The organism is Paenibacillus sp. 2TAB26, from assembly GCF_052115145.1.
In the GTDB taxonomy this organism is placed as follows: Bacteria; Bacillota; Bacilli; order Paenibacillales; family Paenibacillaceae; genus Pristimantibacillus.
The window spans coordinates 108,365-124,396 of record NZ_JBFRGC010000018.1 but is presented as its reverse complement, the minus strand read 5'-3'; the positions used below and the strand labels follow the sequence as shown (position 1 = coordinate 124,396).

Sequence of the window (16,032 nt, the reverse complement as noted above, 5' to 3'; positions counted from 1 at the left end):
ACTGTTTTGACGATAAAAATATTGCTCGTTGATGATCATCAAATTGTGTTGAAGGGAATTTCTTTTTTTCTAAGCATGCAGCCTGATTTTGAGCTGGTGGGTGAAGCGAATAACGGCAAGGAGGCGGTRGAAAAAGCTGCTGAACTAAAGCCTGATATCATACTGATGGATCTGAACATGCCGATTATGGACGGGATCGAAGCGAGCAATTTAATCGCTAGGCAAAATCCGGATATTAAAGTGCTTGTGCTCACCAGCTTCTCGGATCGCAGTCATATCGTGCCTGCTCTACAATCCGGAGCTGCTGGGTATATGCTGAAGGATGTAGAACCTGATCAGCTTGCAGAAGCGATTCGCAGCGCCTATAAAGGGAATATTCAGCTGCATCCGGATATAGCGAGTGCGTTACTCGCTCAAGTATCGCCGCAGATTAGTTCGGTGAAAGGGCTGCCTATTCGTGAGTTAAGTGAAATATTGACTCCGAGAGAGCTGGAGGTGCTGCAATTGCTTACCAAAGGAATGAGCAACAAAGATATTGCGCACTCGCTCACTGTAGCGGAGAAAACAGTCAAAACGCATGTGAGCAGCATTTTAAGCAAATTGGATTTAACGGACCGAACGCAAGCTGCGTTATACGCGGTGCAGTTAATGCGAGAACCTGAATAACACGCTGACGTAAGACTATAGTCGTAAGACTAGCTCTCCGCCTTTGGCGGTTTTTTTATGTCGATTTTTCGGTCTATTTACCGATGATTGTTGCTCTAAAACTATATACAATTAAGGTACTTACAAAAAGTAAACAAACATCTTGGAGGGAAATATACAATGAGTACAGTATTATTTATTAAAGCAAACGATCGCGGAATCGAACAGGCAGTCAGCGTTAAGCTATATCAATCTTTTCTAGACAGCTATAAAGCTAGCCATCCAGAAGACACAGTGGTTGAGCTTGATTTGTTCAATGAAAACTTGCCTTACATGAACGCTGATATGATTAACGGTAACTTCAAAGCAGCTCGCGGTTATGACCTTACACCTGAAGAACAAGCAGCTGTAGCTGTTTCGGACAAATATATGAATCAATTTCTTGCAGCGGATAAAGTGGTATTTGCATTCCCGCTTTGGAACTTCACTGTTCCTGCAGTATTGCACACTTATATCGACTACCTTTCACAAGCTGGCAAAACGTTCAAATATACAGCTGAAGGCCCAGTTGGTCTGATCACTGATAAAAAAGTCGTATTGCTTACTGCTCGCGGCGGCATTTATTCCGAAGGCCCTGCAGCTTCGGTTGAAATGGCACATAACTTTATCCGCACAGTAATGGGCTTCTACGGTGTGACTAACCTAGAGAGCATCATCATTGAAGGTCACAACCAACTTCCTGACCAAGCAGAAGCTATTGTAGCAAAAGGTCTTGAGGAAGCAGCAGCATCAGCTGCTCGTTTCTAAATTAACCGTTTAAATGCGAAGGCAGCCGGATAATTTCGGCTGCCTTTTTTGTATGTGGATCAATTTAAACCGTTAATAAAAATTTGCGGTGCGATACGTGATCGAGTACGATGGCGATAGGAGAGCATGGACGAAAGGTTGATAAATCAGAGCTGATACAGGAAGAGGTATGATGTCTATGGACTTGAAAAAGCTGCGTTACTTCATCGCAGTAGCAGAAGAGCTGCATTTTAACCGTGCTGCCCAAAAGCTGAATATGACTCAGCCTCCACTAAGCCAACAAATTCAAGTTCTTGAAGAAGAGCTTGGTGTGAAACTTTTGGAACGAACCAAGAGACAGGTTCGACTTACGACTGCTGGTGCGATATTTTTGGAGGAATCGAGAAACATTGTTGCTCATTTGGAACGATCAATAAAGATGACAAAACTTGCAAGTGAAGGGAAAATAGGCAATTTATCCATCGGATTTGTGGATTCAGCAGCAGGCGGTATGATGGTCAATGTTCTAAAGAAATATCGAGAACGTTTCCCAGATGTACAGGTTACATTATCTGAAATGACATCTGCTGATCAACTGAAAGCGCTGCATGATGGGGAAATTGATGTTGGATTCCATCGGTTGCTGGACCCTTCAAAACATATCACATCTAGACTGTTCACGAACGAATCTCTTGTTGCCGTATTACCCAAAACGCATCCGTTAGCCGATCAACCAACCGTTTCACTGCATTCTTTGAGGGAAGAACCCTTTATCTTGTCACCACATCATATGGGGGCTTCATTTCATGACCTGATTGTAGATTTTTGCAGGCAGCATGGATTTCAGCCCCGCATCGTGCAGGAAGCTGTTCAAATGTACACGATTGTAAATCTGGCAGCTGCAGGCATAGGCATCTCAATTGTTCCCTCTTCGGTTTCCGTATTTCAACGCAGTGATGTCGTATTTCGATCATTTGATGAGGATACACCGCGTGTTCCTCTTTATGCAGCCTGGAAAACAGAGAAGAGTGAAACGGTTCTGACTCATTTTCTAAAAGTAGTGGAGGAAACAGCCGCTAACCAGACAAGCTGATTTGTGTGAACGCTCTAACCGGTTTTACTAGCATCAAACTGAGCAACGTCTTTTAATATGTTATTTATTTGCACTACGATCTCAGCATCTAGACTAACTCCTGCTGCTTTTACGTTTTCTAATACCTGCTCCGGCTTTGAGGCGCCAATGATAACGGAGGACACCTGCGGGTTTTGCAAAACCCACGCTACCGCGAGCTGTGGCAGCGTTAAGCTGCATTTTTGTGCAATCGGCCCTAGTTGTTCTATTGCCTGAAGGACTTCTTTATTCAACCATTGTCCTGCCAAACGTTTGAAAAACGGCGAACCAGCGGCCGTAGAAGCGCGCGAGCCTTCTGGTATAGGCTTGTCAGGAGCATACTTACCGGAAAGAATACCTTGCGCAAGTGGTGACCAGACAATCTGACCAATTCCTTCACGCTCGCAAGCGGGAATAACCTCGGCTTCAATAACCCGCCAAAGCATAGAATATTGGGGTTGACTCGCAACAAAAGGAACTTTCAGCTCCCTTGCCAAAGCCGATCCTTGCGTTATCTGATCTGCTGTCCACTCACTTACGCCGATATACAAAACTTTTCCTTGTCGAACCAAATCGGAAAACGCCACAAATGTCTCTTCAAGCGATACGGTCGTATCAAATCGGTGAGCGTAATAAATATCAATATAGTCCGTCTGTAATCTGCGAAGTGAAGCGTGGCAGGATTCCATAATATGCTTGCGTGATAACCCTCTATCGTTATGCCCGTTCCCTGTTGGATGAAAAACCTTCGTGCACAATTCAATACTTTCACGACGTATTCCCTTTAAACAATGACCTAAGACCGATTCCGCCCTCGTCTCCGAATAAGCATCAGCTGTATCGAAAGTTGAAATTCCAGCGTTTAGTGCAGCATTTACGCATGCTTGTGCGGTGTTGTCATCCACTTGTGCACCGTGGGTTATCCAGTTTCCGAGAGCCACTTCGCTTACTAATAAGCCGCTTTTACCTAGTTTCCTATAATTCATGTTTCATTCCTCCTTTCAATGTAAATCTGATTATAGCAACCTATATTTAATATTAAAAATATATAATAAACGCATTATTAAGTTGATTTATATATTAATAGGATCGAAGGACGAATGGTTCTATTGTTACTGGATATAAAAAAAGGTTGACTTGATAAGCGGATCAATGTTTTTATTATATAGACCGATCGTTATAATCGAGGAGTGAATCAATGTCGGAAAAACATAATACAAGGCATGCCATACTTGATACGGCAGCTAGGCTTTTTTTTACGCAGGGCTATCATGCGACGGGACTAAGCCAAATTATTAAAGAAAGTGATTGTCCGAAGGGATCTCTTTATTATTATTTCCCAAACGGCAAAGAAGAGCTTGCGCTGGAATGCATTAACTGCACGAAGGAGCTTGTGATTGAGAAATGGAGAAAGAAATTTGCCGATTATGAGGACCCTGCTGAAGCCGTTCAGGCTTTTGTATTTGATATGGCCGAAGATGCAGAGAAGTTTGATTATGCGGGTTATATGCCGTTTAGCTTCTGGATGGCAGTCGAAACCTCATCGATTAGCGAGAAGCTGAGAGCAGCTGGACAAGGTGTATTTGCAGCATGGCAGAACGTGATTTCTGAGAGGCTGGTTCAGCTTGGAATGGAAGAGACTAGAGCAGTTGAGGTTGGCGTCGTCACCGTTTCCTTATTGGAAGGTGCGCTTATTCTAACGCTGACGAATCGGGACAAGCAGCCGTTGTTATCCGCAGCGAAATGTTTGCCGTATATCATTAATAAATGTCCTTCTCTATGAGAAGTCATGAATAAATGCTAGATAGATAATAGGAGAGTGGAAGGCTTGCAAGCAACAATGACAGAATCGCAACAAAATACGGGGCAAAAATATAAAGTAATCCCCATTATGATTTCATTATTATTAAGCGGCTTTATCGGAATGTTTAGTGAAACGGCATTAAATGTGGCACTAAGCGATTTAATTCGCGTCTTTGATATCACGGCGCCAACGGTACAGTGGTTGACAACGGGATACTTGCTGACGCTGGGCATATTGGTTCCCGTATCGGGGCTGCTGCTTCAATGGTTCTCGACAAGGCAGCTATTCATAGCAGCACTTAGTTTCTCCGTACTAGGAACATTGGTAGCGGCGCTCGCACCAAGCTTTGAAGTTCTTATGGCTGCGCGTGTTATCCAAGCAGTTGGAACGGCGCTTTTGCTGCCGCTTATGTTTAACACAATTCTTATTATTTTCCCGGCTGAGAAGCGGGGAGCGGCAATGGGTGTAATTGGGCTTGTTATTATGGTTGCGCCTGCTGTAGGCCCGACGATTGCAGGACTCTTGATTGAAAACTTAAGCTGGCACTGGATTTTCTGGTTGTCGCTTCCGTTCCTAGTCATTGCACTATTATTCGGGATTATGTATATGCAAAATGTTTCTACCATAACAAAACCGAAAATTGATATTTTTTCTCTCGTATTCTCAACGCTAGGGTTCGGCGGTATTGTGTTTGCCTTTAGCAGTGCGGGTGAAGGTGAAGGCGGCTGGGGCAGTACAAAAGTGATTGCGACCATGATCGTTGGTATATTGTCCCTTGCGATTTTCGCTGTTCGTCAATTGACGATGAAGCAGCCGATGATGAATTTACGGGCGTTTAAGCATCCGATGTTTGTTGTAGGAACGTTAATGGTATTTATTTGTATGATGGTTATATTATCTTCTATGCTCGTTCTGCCTATGTATTTGATCAGTGGACTTGGTCTTAGTGCACTGACAGCTGGCCTTATTATGCTGCCAGGTGGACTTATTAACGGAATTATGTCTCCCATTATGGGCAGCCTGTTCGATAAGTTTGGTCCTAAGTGGCTTGTTATTCCAGGTCTTGTCATCGTTGCCGCTGCGCTATGGTTCTTCTCAGGCATAACGACAGCATCAACCATTACATTAATTATTGTCCTTCATTCATGCTTGATGATCGGTATTTCGATGGTATGGATGCCTGCACAAACAAACGGTCTAAACCAGCTGCCACGCGAGTTGTACCCGGATGGTACGGCGATTATGAATACACTGCAGCAGGTCGCTGGCGCTATCGGTACCGCAGTTGCAGTAAGTATTATGACCGCAGGAATGACAGGCTTTATGAAGGATGTGGCTGATCCTACAGATCCGGCCAATGCTCCGCTTGCGTTGACAGCAGGAATTCAGAACGCATTTATTTTCGCTATGATTGTTGCCATTATCGGTTTGATCGTTGCTTTCTTCATTAAACGGGTTCATGTGAGCAAACAGCATTAATAGATTTGAATACTAGAGACAGTCTATGGGAACATGGACTGTCTCTTTTTTGATAGAACGATTGACTGTGAGAACAATTATCAATTACAATGATTGAAAATATGCTGTAGACAAGCATTTGCAATACTAAAGGCGGGTCAATCCATGAAAAAGATTTTACTTATTGAGGATGAAAGAAATTTAGCGCTTTTTATTGAGCTTGAACTGCGTCATGAGTCGTTTGAGACAGTTGTTTCTTATGATGGCAATAGTGGTCTAGAGCGCGCCTTGCGAGAAGAATGGGATGTTATTTTATTGGATCTAATGCTGCCTGGCATGGACGGACTTGAGGTTTGCAGGCGTATTCGGGAATCAAAAGCAACACCTATTCTTATGCTGACAGCGAGGGACAGCGTTACAGACCGAGTATCTGGCCTTGACAGCGGGGCGGACGATTATATCCCGAAACCGTTTGCGATTGAAGAGCTGCTTGCACGTCTACGCGTTGTATTTAGGCGACAGGATATGATTGCATCTGATCATCGTTCTATTTTGTCTTCTGGTGAGTTAACTGTAGATTTAGACGCTAGAATCGTTAGCAGAGGCGAACAAATCATAGAGTTGACTAAGCGGGAATACGGATTGCTGCTTGCTTTCATGCAAAATCCGAACCGTGTCTTCTCACGGGAAACGCTGCTTGATACCGTATGGGGTTACGATGCGGCTGTCGATACGAATGTTGTTGATGTATATGTGAGATATTTGCGCAATAAGATTGATGTCCCCGGAGGAACGAGCTGCATTCAAACGCTGCGCGGTATTGGGTATGTGATGAAAAAATGAATAATTTGCGCGTAAGTTTCTCACGAATACCGATCAAGTGGAAGCTGACATTATGGTCGGCGCTGCTGTTATTTCTTTTATTTGCTGCATACAATGCCGTTCAATATATGTTTGTAGAGAAGTGGATGAATAAACAAGCAGAGACGAACACACAGGAAGACATGCGGGAAATATTGAACTATTTATTGGAAAAGGAGTTCACTTTCGAGCAATCGGAGTTGAATTCAATACGAAGCTTTCTTGAAAAAGTAAATGGTAAAAATCAGCTAATACGCGTGCTTGATGAAGATGGAGCACCGATTATGATTGTCTCTGATAATCTAACAGAGCAGTGGTTAGATGCTTATCCATCTTCGAGTTTAGCTGCCAAAGGGTCGTGGTTCCTTGACCAAAACCTGCTGCTTATGCGGAGCCCTTTAACGATCTTCTCGTTTAACGGAACAATCGAAATTGTGAAAAACATCGAGGATTTTGAGAAGCTTAGTTCAGCTTTTTTTCGAATTATGTTAATTTGCTGTGTCGGTGCCATTGTTATAAGCGGCATCGGCGGAGGATTGCTGGCGCGTCAGCTGCTTAAGCCGCTTCAAGCGATGAATGTTGCCATGACCGGCGTAAAGCAGAAAGGCTTACAAGAAAGGGTTCAGCTAAACGAAAATAAAAATGATGAAATTGCAACGCTCATGAAGCTGTTTAATGAAATGATGGATCAGCTTGAGCGCTCGTTCGGGCAACAGAAACAATTTGTAGAGGATGCTTCTCATGAGCTAAGAACACCAATTGCCATCATTGAAGGGCATCTCGCACTGCTGCAGCGCTGGGGAAAGGATGACCCTGCAGTTCTGGAAGAGTCTTTGCAAGCTTCGTCGCAGGAAATAGCTCGGCTGAAAGGACTTGTACAGGAGCTGCTCGCATTGTCTCGTGCGGAGAAAGAGCCCGCTTACGGGAATGAGATGAGCAGCCATTCGAAGCAGAACATGGAACAGCTTATTAGAAATATAGAGGTGCTTCATCCGGAGTTCACTTTTCATGCTGATTTGAGTCATTTGTCAGACGTAGATCTATTTGTGTCTGAGCAGCATTTGGAGCAAATTATGCTCATCTTACTTGATAATGCAGTCAACTATTCGGGAGAAAGCCGAAGAATAGAGCTTTGCTGCTTGCTAGGAGAAACGGATGCTGTCATTCAAGTCACAGATTTTGGCGTTGGCATATCTGATCAGGACTTACCGCTCGTTATGAATCGTTTTTACCGCGCAGACCGTTCGAGGAGCGGCACAAGCGGCGGTCATGGACTCGGGCTGGCGATTGCGAACCGTTTGGTGCAACGATATGACGGTAGTTTGCTCATTGAAAGTAAACTTCATCAAGGTACCACCGTTTCAGCTGTTTTTAAACGAGTTACCCGAAAATGAATGTCGGGTAGCTTTTTTTTATTTTCACAGCATTTTCTCATTTTAGTAGGTTACAATAGGAACTGTTGAATTGGTGGTAATGATTTTCATTATCAAATTAAAAGTGGGAACGAGAGGTATGACAAAGATGAAAAAGAATTATATCGTAAGTGTCGTATTGTTAACGATGCTAACAGTGCTCGTATTAGCAGGTTGTGGAGCGAATAATGCAGGAAACGATAAGACGAATGCTTCTTCGCCATCGCCAGAGGCGAGCCCAGTAACGACTGAAGCAGCTGGTGGAAGTAATGATACGAGTAAGAATAACAACAAAGAGCAAGTCGTAAACGTGTTTACAGCAAGACACTATGATGTTGACAGCCAGTTGTTTGATGCCTTTACGAAAGAAACAGGCATTAAAGTCAATGAAATTAAAGGTACAGCAGAAGAGCTCGTTGAACGTTTGAAGCGAGAAGGAGAAAGCTCAGAAGCAGATCTGTTCATTACAGTAGATGGCGGCGTTCTAAATTATGCGAAGCAAAATGAAGTGCTTCAACCGATTCAATCCACAACGGTTGATAGTAATGTACCCGCAGAGCTGCGGGATAACGAAAACAATTGGGTTGGCATTGCAACCCGTGCACGCGTTATCGTTTATGCCAAAGATCGTGTAAAGCCGGAGCAGCTGTCCACCTATGAAGATCTTGCAAATGCCGCATGGAAAGGGAAAGTATTGGCGCGCTCGTCTGCCAGTCTTTATAATCAGTCGCTGCTTGCTTCATTCATCGAACTAAATGGAGAGCAAAAGGCTGAAGAATGGGCGAAGGGGATTGTAGCAAACTTTGCTCGTGATCCTGAAGGCGGAGATCGCGACCAAGCGAAAGCGGTCGTTGCTGGTCTAGGTGATGTTGCGATTATGAACACTTATTACGTTGGGCAAATGTTGAATTCGAAGGATACGGAAGAGGTTAAGGTTGCAGAGAAAATTGGCGTATTCTTCCCGAACCAAGAAACGACAGGCACACATCTTAACATCAGCGGTGTAGGCCTTACTAAGCATGCTAAGAATAAAGATAACGCTGTTAAACTGATCGAATTCATGACAGGCAAGGATGGGCAAACACTGTTAACGCAAGGAAGCTTCGAATTTCCTGTAAATGCTGCTGCAGAAAAGCCTGAGTTGTTAAAGGGCTGGGGTGACTTTAAAACACAGAAGCTGGATTTCTCCAAGCTGGGCGATCATAACAAAAAAGCAGTCGAGCTTCTGGCTAAGGCAGGTTGGAAATAAAAATGATGGCTTCCATCTCTTTGCGAAATTTAAAGAGAATATTGAACGGCTGGGTTATATTGAGCGTAATAGGGGCCATCATGGCCTTTATTCCGTCTCTTTATATTTTTTTCGGTTTGTTTGACAAACCGAATGAAAACTGGCAGCAAATCAAAGAGTATATGCTGTTTGAATCTGTCGTTCAATCTTTATATCTTGTAGTAGGATCGGTGTTTTTCTCCGTTATCATCGGCGTGTCGCTTGCATGGCTTGTTGCAGCCTATGATTTCCCGATGCGGAAGTTCTTTCACTTTGCATTTTTGCTGCCACTGGCTATTCCACCATATATTGCAGCTTATACTTACGGTTCTATGCTGAGCTATACGGGCAGCATACAAGTTTTTATGCGAAATACGCTCGGCGTAACCTCTAACCAAGCTTATTTTGATATATTGTCCATGAAAGGCGCTATTTTCATATTTTCAATGTTTTTATTTCCTTACATTTATTTGATGACCAAAACCTTTATGGAGAAGCAAAGCGCAGCTTTCATAGAAAACGCAAGATTGCTCGGCAAAGGGCAGCTTCATATCTTTTTCCGAATCGTATTGCCTTTGTCGCAGGCTGCAATTATCGGCGGAGCCAGCCTCGTCGCATTTGAGGTATTGAATGATTTTGGAGTAACAAAACATTTTGGCATTGCTTCGTTTACTGCAACGATTTTCAAAACATGGTTTGGTATGTATGACGTTGATTCTGCCCTGAGATTATCTGCACTCCTAATGAGCGCTATTATTGGTTTGTTTATTATGGAGAGACTGCTTCGCAGGCGAAAAATGTATCATTCCGCGACAAGCAAGCTCAATCCGCTTAAACGAAGGAAGTTATCCTATTTAGGGTCAGCTGCTGCTATTTTTGTGAGCACGGTTATATTTGCCTTTTCGTTCGCTATTCCAGTAGTTCAGCTCCTCGTTTGGGCGACATGGACATATCAAGATGTATTGAACAGCAAATTTGCGCAGCTCGTCTCAAACACGCTTTTGGTTTCCCTTGTTGCGATTACCGTGTTAATGCTGCTTGCTGTTATTGTCGCCAATGTAAGCCGGAGCCTGAATCGATCGCTTTTGTCGCTTGCAGCAACAAAGCTAATTTTAATGGGCTACTCTATCCCGGGTGCTGTTTTGTCCATTGGCGTGCTTGCTTTGTTTATTTCCCTAGACCATCAATTAAGCGGCGTCTATTCATGGTTAGGTTTTGGATCGAGCAAGCTCGTGCTCAGCATGTCGCTCGTGATGCTTGTTTTCGCCTATGTAATCCGCTTCCTTGGTGTAGGATTTAATGCGGTGGAAGCGGGATTTGATAAAATAGGCAATCGTTATTCTGAAGCTTCCAGAACGCTCGGCATCGGTATGACTGCTACCTTCTTCAAAGTTGACTTGCCTTTAATAAAAGGCTCCATATTAGCAGGCTTCCTGCTTACCTTTATGGAAATTATGAAGGAGCTGCCGCTGACGCTGCTGCTGCGCCCGTTTAATTTTGAGACGCTAGCGACAAAAGCCTATCAATATGCAAGCGATGAGCAAATTCATCAAGCTTCGGTACCGTCTTTATTCATAATCACGGTGGGAATGGCAACTGTTTTTGTTTATCATTGGTTGGGAGAGAAGAAATCCAGATGAACTTTTTTGAGCTGACTAACGTTTCTTTTAGCTATGATAATGGGAAAAAGAGTGTATTAGAAAACTTTACGATGCAAATGCAGAAGGGTGAAGTTGTTGGAGTGCTTGGTCAAAGCGGTTGCGGGAAAAGCACGCTGCTGCGGATTATTGCCGGGCTTGAGATTCCTGCCTCGGGACGTATTGCCGCTGGCGGCAGGGTTTTAGTAGATGATCAGCAGTTTATTCAGCCTGAGCAGCGCGGCATAGGCATGGTGTTTCAGGATTATGCGTTGTTTCCTCATCTGACTGTCGGTCAAAATATATTATTTGGTTTACATCGATTATCAAGAAAAGATAGATTCAAACGGCTGGATGAAATGCTGGAGCTGATACAGTTAAATGATTTCGTCAAGCGTTATCCGCATGAGCTTAGCGGCGGTCAGCAGCAGCGTGTTGCTTTTGCTCGTGCGCTTGCCCCGTCTCCCTTGATGCTGTTGATGGATGAGCCATTTAGTAGTTTGGATTCACACTTAAAGCAAAGCATTCGGGAAGAGCTGAAGCGATTGCTTCACAAAGCCCAAATTACGTGTATGTTCGTCACCCATGATCAAGAGGATGCAGCTGCTATTTGCGATCGAATCATTCAAATCCCGTATAGACAAACCCCAGCAATCCCGATATGATTGATTAAATAATCGCATAATTGAATAGAGAAGGTGCAAACAAAAGCATGCTTTTGTTTGCTTAATAGGGAAGTCCGGTTCAATGCCGGCGCGGTCCCGCCACTGTATGTGAAGAGTGATTCTCTGCAAATGCCACTGTCCGATTCAAGGATGGGAAGGTGTGAGAATCGCGTTGACGCACGAGCCAGGAAACCTGCCTTTTTTATTTTGTTTCTCATTCTTCGGGGGTAAAGAATGTGGAGGCGTAATCGTTTTGCAGGACGCATCATATATTTTAGTTATATACGGTTGCTATTCTTACATTCGACATGCAGATCCCCTAATAGAAGGGGGTCTTTTTTTTATTGTTAAGGTTTGTGTGAATGAGACAAAAAGGAGTAGAAAAGAGACGATGGCAAAGATCTACAAGAAATGGTTACCAAGCTTAATCATCCTATGGCTGTTTATTGGTTTATTAGCTGGCTGTGCCAGTCCGGCACAAAGCGTTAATTCCAATACCAATCAAGTGCAAACCAGCAACGAAGGACAAGTGGGAAAAGAAGCGGAGAAAGCCGCTGATGAGCAGCCAACGAGTACTTCAGCATCAGAAACGGCAGAGGCAACGCAGTTGCCTAGCGAAGATAAAGATCAAGATAACGCGAAGGCAACCGACAACGCTGGCGGTAAGCAAGCAACGCCTTCCCCGAAGCCGAAGCAGTCAAATGAGCCAAAACTGGATGATCCAAAAACGAAGCCTACTGCTTCTGCGAAACCAACCAAAACAGACAGTGCGGCTACTGCGAAGCCCGTCACACCTGTTGCAACGCCGAATCCTGTGCAGACGGTTACGATTTCAATTGTCGCGGACAAAGATACGGGAACGGTGCTTGCACCAACTGCCGTAGAGTTCAAGAAGGACGATACCGTTCTAGATGTATTGAAGAAAATTACGAGAAAAAACAAAATACAAATGGAATACAGAGGTGTTAAAGGCGGTGCTTATATCGAAGGCATCGATAATATTTACGAATTCGATCTGGGTGCGAAGAGCGGCTGGATGTACCGAGTAAACGGTGAGTTTCCTAACAAGGGCGCCGGGGTTTACAAGGTTAATGAAGGTGATGTTATTGAATGGTTGTACACAACTGATCTTGGCGAGGATATAGGAGCAAAATTCGATGAATAGTGCGTTCGGTTCGGTACATCCGGTTACGAGCTTCAGTTATTATGCAGGAGTCATTACATTCGGCATGCTCTTATTTCATCCTGTTTTCTTATTGACGTCACTTGCTGCGATTACGGTAATTATTGTCATTCATGGCGAAGGGAAGCGGCTGCTTAAGCTGCTTCCTTATTATGTTCTAATGGGCGGTTTAGTTGCTGTTCTTAACCCGCTGTTTTCTCATCGCGGGCGGCATATTTTATTTTATTTTATGGATCAGCCGATCACGTTGGAAGCTATTTTATATGGTGTGACGATGATGCTCTCTTTATTGTGCATTTTACTAGCCTTTGTATCGTTTCAGCAGATTGTTACGACGGAGAAATGGATGTATTTATTTTCACGAGTCGCTCCGCGAACTGCACTGCTAACCTCGATGTCGATTCGGTTCGTACCGCTTTTCTTGCGGAGACTGGATCAAATTACTACGGTTCAACGAATAAAAGGGGTTTCGATTCTCGAAGGCAGCTTGAAAAAACGGAGCAAGGATGGCATGCTGCTCGTTCGTGTGCTGTTGACCTGGTCCTTGGAGGAGGCGCTTCAGACCGCTGATTCTATGAAAGCTAGAGGGTATGGCGCAGCTAAACGAAGCTCTTATGTCATCTATCGTATGGATCGTAGAGATTGGTATGTTCTATTGTTTCTTGGAGCAATGGCACTAGTATGCATTTGGGGCTGGATGCAAGGTTTTGGTGTGCTTACTATTTACCCGCGTCTGGAAACAATGCAGTTTCATAGGGGGGAAGGCATTGCATACGCTTGCTATTGCGCCTTTCTGTTAACACCAGTCGTACTTGAAGAAATGGAGAGAAGGTCATGGAAGTAATTCAGGTTGATCAATTGACGTTCCATTATCCGGAATCAACGGTTGCAGCACTCGATAACATTACTTTAAATATCAAGCCAGGCGATTTTGTCGTCCTTTGTGGGGCATCCGGCTGCGGCAAAACGACGCTGCTTCGGCACTTGAAAAAAGAAACGCAGCCTACGGGGAAACGCTCAGGCACCATTAAGTATAATCGTGTATTGCTAGAGGAACTGCCTGCGGTCGAGGCGGCTGAACAGATCGGCATGGTGTTTCAAAACCCTGAAAATCAAATTGTGATGGATCAGGTATGGCATGAGCTGGCTTTTTCCATGGAAAATGTCGGCTATGGGCAAGCGGTTATGCGTAAACGACTAGCCGAAATGAGCCATTTCTTTGGGCTGGATGAGCTGATTAACAAATCCGTTCATGAAATATCGGGGGGACAGAAGCAGCTGATCAATCTTGCTTCAGTATTGCTGCTGCAGCCAAAGCTGCTTCTATTAGATGAGCCCACCTCTCAGCTTGATCCGGTAGCGGCGCGAGATTTTCTGCAGTTTATTTATCGGCTGAATCAGGAAATGTCGATGACGGTTATTATAAGCGAGCATCGGCTGGAGGATGTTATTCCACTTGCAGATCGAATCATTCTGCTGGAGGAAGGCAAAGTGAAATACGACGCGCCGCCGAGAGAGCTATGCCGGCTCGTTGGTGTTGATGCAGCGCAGAAAGAAATGCCATACCTGCCTTCCGTTACGAAGCTGTTTCTATCTGCCCAGAAGGCTGGCAGCCTACCAGAAGCAAATCAAATTCCGCTTACCGTGCGTGAAGGGAAGAAGTGGCTCTCCAATGTTTTCGGCGTACATACAATAGGCGCAAATCATTCAGTAATCAACGAAAGCAGCGAGCTCGAAAAAAAGGAATGGCTGCTTGCTTGTGATGAAATAACGTTTAAATACGAAAAAGCGAGTGCAGAGGTGTTGAAGAAGCTGTCGCTTAACGTGTACAAGTATGAGTTTTTGGCGGTGCTTGGCGGCAACGGGGCTGGAAAAACAACGATGCTGCAAATGATGGCCGGATTATTAAAGCCGCAGCGAGGCAAGCTGAAGCGGGATAAATCGATTAAAGTTGGTTATTTGGCGCAAAATCCACTGCTTTATTTTAGCTACGATACAGTTGAAGAGGAGCTTCAGCGAATGGCGGATTACGCCAAACTCGATGATCGGGATCGGAAAATAGCTCAGGTTGTCGATTCCCTGCAGATTTCCTCTATTTTGCCGAAGCATCCTTATGATTTGAGCGGAGGAGAGCAGCAGAGAGCGGCGTTAGCCTTAGTGCTGCTTGGTGAGCCGGATGTTCTATGCTTGGATGAGCCGACAAAGGGGCTTGATCCCATAGCCAAGCAGCGAACAGCGGAGCTGCTGCAGCAGTTATGCCATGCAGGCAAAACCATAGTCATGGTCACACATGATATTGAATTTGCTGCCGAGCATGCAACGCGCTGCGCGATGCTGTTTGATGGAGCAATATCTGCTGAGTCGGAGCCGGCGCAATTTTTTGGTACTAATTATTTTTACACAACAGCCATCAATCGAACGGTGCGTGAATGGCTGCCAGAAGCGCTGACGACAGAGGATGTGATTGCAACGTGGGCAAAATAAAGCTCTGGTTCATTGCCAGCATTGGACTGTTCATCGCAGCTATGGCCTTATCCTCTGCCATTTCCGATGATCATTATTTAATGCTAAGTATCGTGCTGCTATTTGTCACGATGATTCCTTTTTTTGCAAGGTTTGAGAGACGGAAGATCGAAGCGCGCGAGATTGTTATCCTTGCTGTGCTGGCGGCCATTGCGGCCATTAGCCGCGTACCGTTTGCGCCGCTGCCGAGCGTTCAGCCCACATCCTTCGTGATCATTATTGCTGCGATTGTGTTTGGAGCTGAATCGGGCTTCATTATCGGCGCAATAGCTGCAGTCGTATCGAATATCTTTCTAGGTCAGGGCCCGTGGACGCCATGGCAAATGTTTTGCTGGGGGATGATCGGGGCTAGCGCGGGGTGGCTGCGAAATACTTGGCTCATCAAAACAAAGACCGGCTTGCTCGTATTTGGTTTTGGATGGGGCTTCTTGTTTGGCTGGATTATGAATATTTGGTTTATCATCGGATTGCCGGACGCGCTGAGCTGGAATTTGATTTTTGTTGCCTACATTCAAAGCTTTTATTTTGATCTTGCGCATGCGCTGTCCAATGTTTTTTTCCTCGCCGTGTTTGGGAGCAGCTGGATTGCCATTTTGCAGCGCTTCAAGAGGAAATACGGTTTATTGGAATCATAGGTTATGTGCTATTTTCCCCTCGAACCTATATTAATGCTACAATAG

15 protein-coding genes and 1 riboswitch are annotated in these 16,032 nt (G+C 44.5%); of the genes, 14 read left to right on the top strand and 1 reads right to left on the bottom strand.

Going from position 1 to position 16,032, the window contains the following annotated elements; all coding sequences use genetic code 11:
- Positions 1-6 precede the first annotated feature (6 nt).
- The 3 genes from AB4Z50_RS21015 to AB4Z50_RS21005 all read left to right on the top strand — a co-directional run bounded on the left by AB4Z50_RS21015 (position 7) and on the right by AB4Z50_RS21005 (position 2,524).
- Positions 7-666, top strand: a complete 660-nt coding sequence (locus AB4Z50_RS21015) for a response regulator (RefSeq protein ID WP_441881687.1) — start codon at positions 7-9, stop codon at positions 664-666.
- A 159-nt stretch (positions 667-825) separates the two neighbouring features.
- Positions 826-1,452 carry an FMN-dependent NADH-azoreductase gene (locus tag AB4Z50_RS21010; protein WP_441881684.1) on the top strand — a complete coding sequence of 209 codons (627 nt, stop codon included), beginning with the start codon at positions 826-828 and terminating at the stop codon, positions 1,450-1,452.
- Between the two features lie 178 nt (positions 1,453-1,630).
- A complete protein-coding gene (locus tag AB4Z50_RS21005) occupies positions 1,631-2,524 on the top strand; it encodes a LysR family transcriptional regulator (protein WP_441881801.1) in 894 nt (297 codons plus the stop codon).
- Positions 2,525-2,538: 14 nt separating this feature from the next.
- Here AB4Z50_RS21005 and AB4Z50_RS21000 read toward each other — a convergent pair whose 3' ends face one another.
- The gene (locus AB4Z50_RS21000) at positions 2,539-3,528 is read right to left on the bottom strand and encodes an aldo/keto reductase family protein (protein ID WP_441881681.1); all 990 of its coding nucleotides are present in this window, start codon (positions 3,526-3,528) and stop codon (positions 2,539-2,541) included.
- Positions 3,529-3,740: 212 nt separating this feature from the next.
- On the opposite strand from AB4Z50_RS21000, the gene AB4Z50_RS20995 reads away from it, so the two are divergent.
- The 11 genes from AB4Z50_RS20995 (at position 3,741) to AB4Z50_RS20945 (ending at position 15,987) form a co-directional block, all read left to right on the top strand.
- Positions 3,741-4,325, top strand: a complete 585-nt coding sequence (locus AB4Z50_RS20995) for a TetR/AcrR family transcriptional regulator (protein ID WP_441881678.1) — start codon at positions 3,741-3,743, stop codon at positions 4,323-4,325.
- Positions 4,326-4,382: 57 nt separating this feature from the next.
- A complete protein-coding gene (locus AB4Z50_RS20990; RefSeq protein ID WP_441881798.1) occupies positions 4,383-5,825 on the top strand; it encodes a DHA2 family efflux MFS transporter permease subunit in 1,443 nt (480 codons plus the stop codon).
- A 144-nt stretch (positions 5,826-5,969) separates the two neighbouring features.
- Positions 5,970-6,647 (top strand): response regulator transcription factor, encoded by a 678-nt coding sequence (locus AB4Z50_RS20985; RefSeq protein WP_441881675.1) that lies wholly within the window; start codon positions 5,970-5,972, stop codon positions 6,645-6,647.
- On the top strand, positions 6,644-8,059 hold the full coding sequence (locus AB4Z50_RS20980; RefSeq protein WP_441881672.1) for an ATP-binding protein: 1,416 nt from the start codon (positions 6,644-6,646) through the stop codon (positions 8,057-8,059). The genes AB4Z50_RS20985 and AB4Z50_RS20980 overlap by 4 nt, the downstream gene beginning before the upstream one ends.
- Positions 8,060-8,186: 127 nt before the next feature.
- Positions 8,187-9,326 carry a Fe(3+) ABC transporter substrate-binding protein gene (locus tag AB4Z50_RS20975; RefSeq protein ID WP_441881669.1) on the top strand — a complete coding sequence of 380 codons (1,140 nt, stop codon included), beginning with the start codon at positions 8,187-8,189 and terminating at the stop codon, positions 9,324-9,326.
- A 2-nt stretch (positions 9,327-9,328) separates the two neighbouring features.
- Complete coding sequence (locus AB4Z50_RS20970) at positions 9,329-10,984, top strand: ABC transporter permease (RefSeq protein ID WP_441881666.1); 1,656 nt, start codon at positions 9,329-9,331, stop codon at positions 10,982-10,984.
- The gene (locus AB4Z50_RS20965) at positions 10,981-11,646 is read left to right on the top strand and encodes an ABC transporter ATP-binding protein (protein WP_441881663.1); all 666 of its coding nucleotides are present in this window, start codon (positions 10,981-10,983) and stop codon (positions 11,644-11,646) included. The genes AB4Z50_RS20970 and AB4Z50_RS20965 overlap by 4 nt, the downstream gene beginning before the upstream one ends.
- Positions 11,647-11,660: 14 nt before the next feature.
- A riboswitch (cobalamin riboswitch) is annotated at positions 11,661-11,861 on the top strand.
- Between the two features lie 176 nt (positions 11,862-12,037).
- Positions 12,038-12,811 carry a DUF4430 domain-containing protein gene (locus AB4Z50_RS20960; RefSeq protein WP_441881660.1) on the top strand — a complete coding sequence of 258 codons (774 nt, stop codon included), beginning with the start codon at positions 12,038-12,040 and terminating at the stop codon, positions 12,809-12,811.
- Positions 12,804-13,673, top strand: coding sequence for an energy-coupling factor transporter transmembrane component T (locus AB4Z50_RS20955; RefSeq protein ID WP_430054306.1), 870 nt, complete (start codon positions 12,804-12,806; stop codon positions 13,671-13,673). The genes AB4Z50_RS20960 and AB4Z50_RS20955 overlap by 8 nt, the downstream gene beginning before the upstream one ends.
- The gene (locus tag AB4Z50_RS20950; protein ID WP_441881657.1) at positions 13,664-15,313 is read left to right on the top strand and encodes an ABC transporter ATP-binding protein; all 1,650 of its coding nucleotides are present in this window, start codon (positions 13,664-13,666) and stop codon (positions 15,311-15,313) included. The genes AB4Z50_RS20955 and AB4Z50_RS20950 overlap by 10 nt, the downstream gene beginning before the upstream one ends.
- Complete coding sequence (locus AB4Z50_RS20945; protein ID WP_441881654.1) at positions 15,301-15,987, top strand: ECF transporter S component; 687 nt, start codon at positions 15,301-15,303, stop codon at positions 15,985-15,987. The genes AB4Z50_RS20950 and AB4Z50_RS20945 overlap by 13 nt, the downstream gene beginning before the upstream one ends.
- The last annotated feature ends 45 nt before the right edge of the window (positions 15,988-16,032 follow it).

Coding starts and splice junctions, on each gene's coding strand:
- AB4Z50_RS21010 (WP_441881684.1), top strand. CDS start 826: ATGAGTACAGTATTATTTATTAAAGCAAACGATCGCGGAATCGAACAG.
- AB4Z50_RS21005 (WP_441881801.1), top strand. CDS start 1,631: ATGGACTTGAAAAAGCTGCGTTACTTCATCGCAGTAGCAGAAGAGCTG.
- AB4Z50_RS21000 (WP_441881681.1), bottom strand. CDS start 3,528: ATGAATTATAGGAAACTAGGTAAAAGCGGCTTATTAGTAAGCGAAGTG.
- AB4Z50_RS20995 (WP_441881678.1), top strand. CDS start 3,741: ATGTCGGAAAAACATAATACAAGGCATGCCATACTTGATACGGCAGCT.
- AB4Z50_RS20990 (WP_441881798.1), top strand. CDS start 4,383: ATGACAGAATCGCAACAAAATACGGGGCAAAAATATAAAGTAATCCCC.
- AB4Z50_RS20985 (WP_441881675.1), top strand. CDS start 5,970: ATGAAAAAGATTTTACTTATTGAGGATGAAAGAAATTTAGCGCTTTTT.
- AB4Z50_RS20980 (WP_441881672.1), top strand. CDS start 6,644: ATGAATAATTTGCGCGTAAGTTTCTCACGAATACCGATCAAGTGGAAG.
- AB4Z50_RS20975 (WP_441881669.1), top strand. CDS start 8,187: ATGAAAAAGAATTATATCGTAAGTGTCGTATTGTTAACGATGCTAACA.
- AB4Z50_RS20970 (WP_441881666.1), top strand. CDS start 9,329: ATGATGGCTTCCATCTCTTTGCGAAATTTAAAGAGAATATTGAACGGC.
- AB4Z50_RS20965 (WP_441881663.1), top strand. CDS start 10,981: ATGAACTTTTTTGAGCTGACTAACGTTTCTTTTAGCTATGATAATGGG.
- AB4Z50_RS20960 (WP_441881660.1), top strand. CDS start 12,038: ATGGCAAAGATCTACAAGAAATGGTTACCAAGCTTAATCATCCTATGG.
- AB4Z50_RS20955 (WP_430054306.1), top strand. CDS start 12,804: ATGAATAGTGCGTTCGGTTCGGTACATCCGGTTACGAGCTTCAGTTAT.
- AB4Z50_RS20950 (WP_441881657.1), top strand. CDS start 13,664: ATGGAAGTAATTCAGGTTGATCAATTGACGTTCCATTATCCGGAATCA.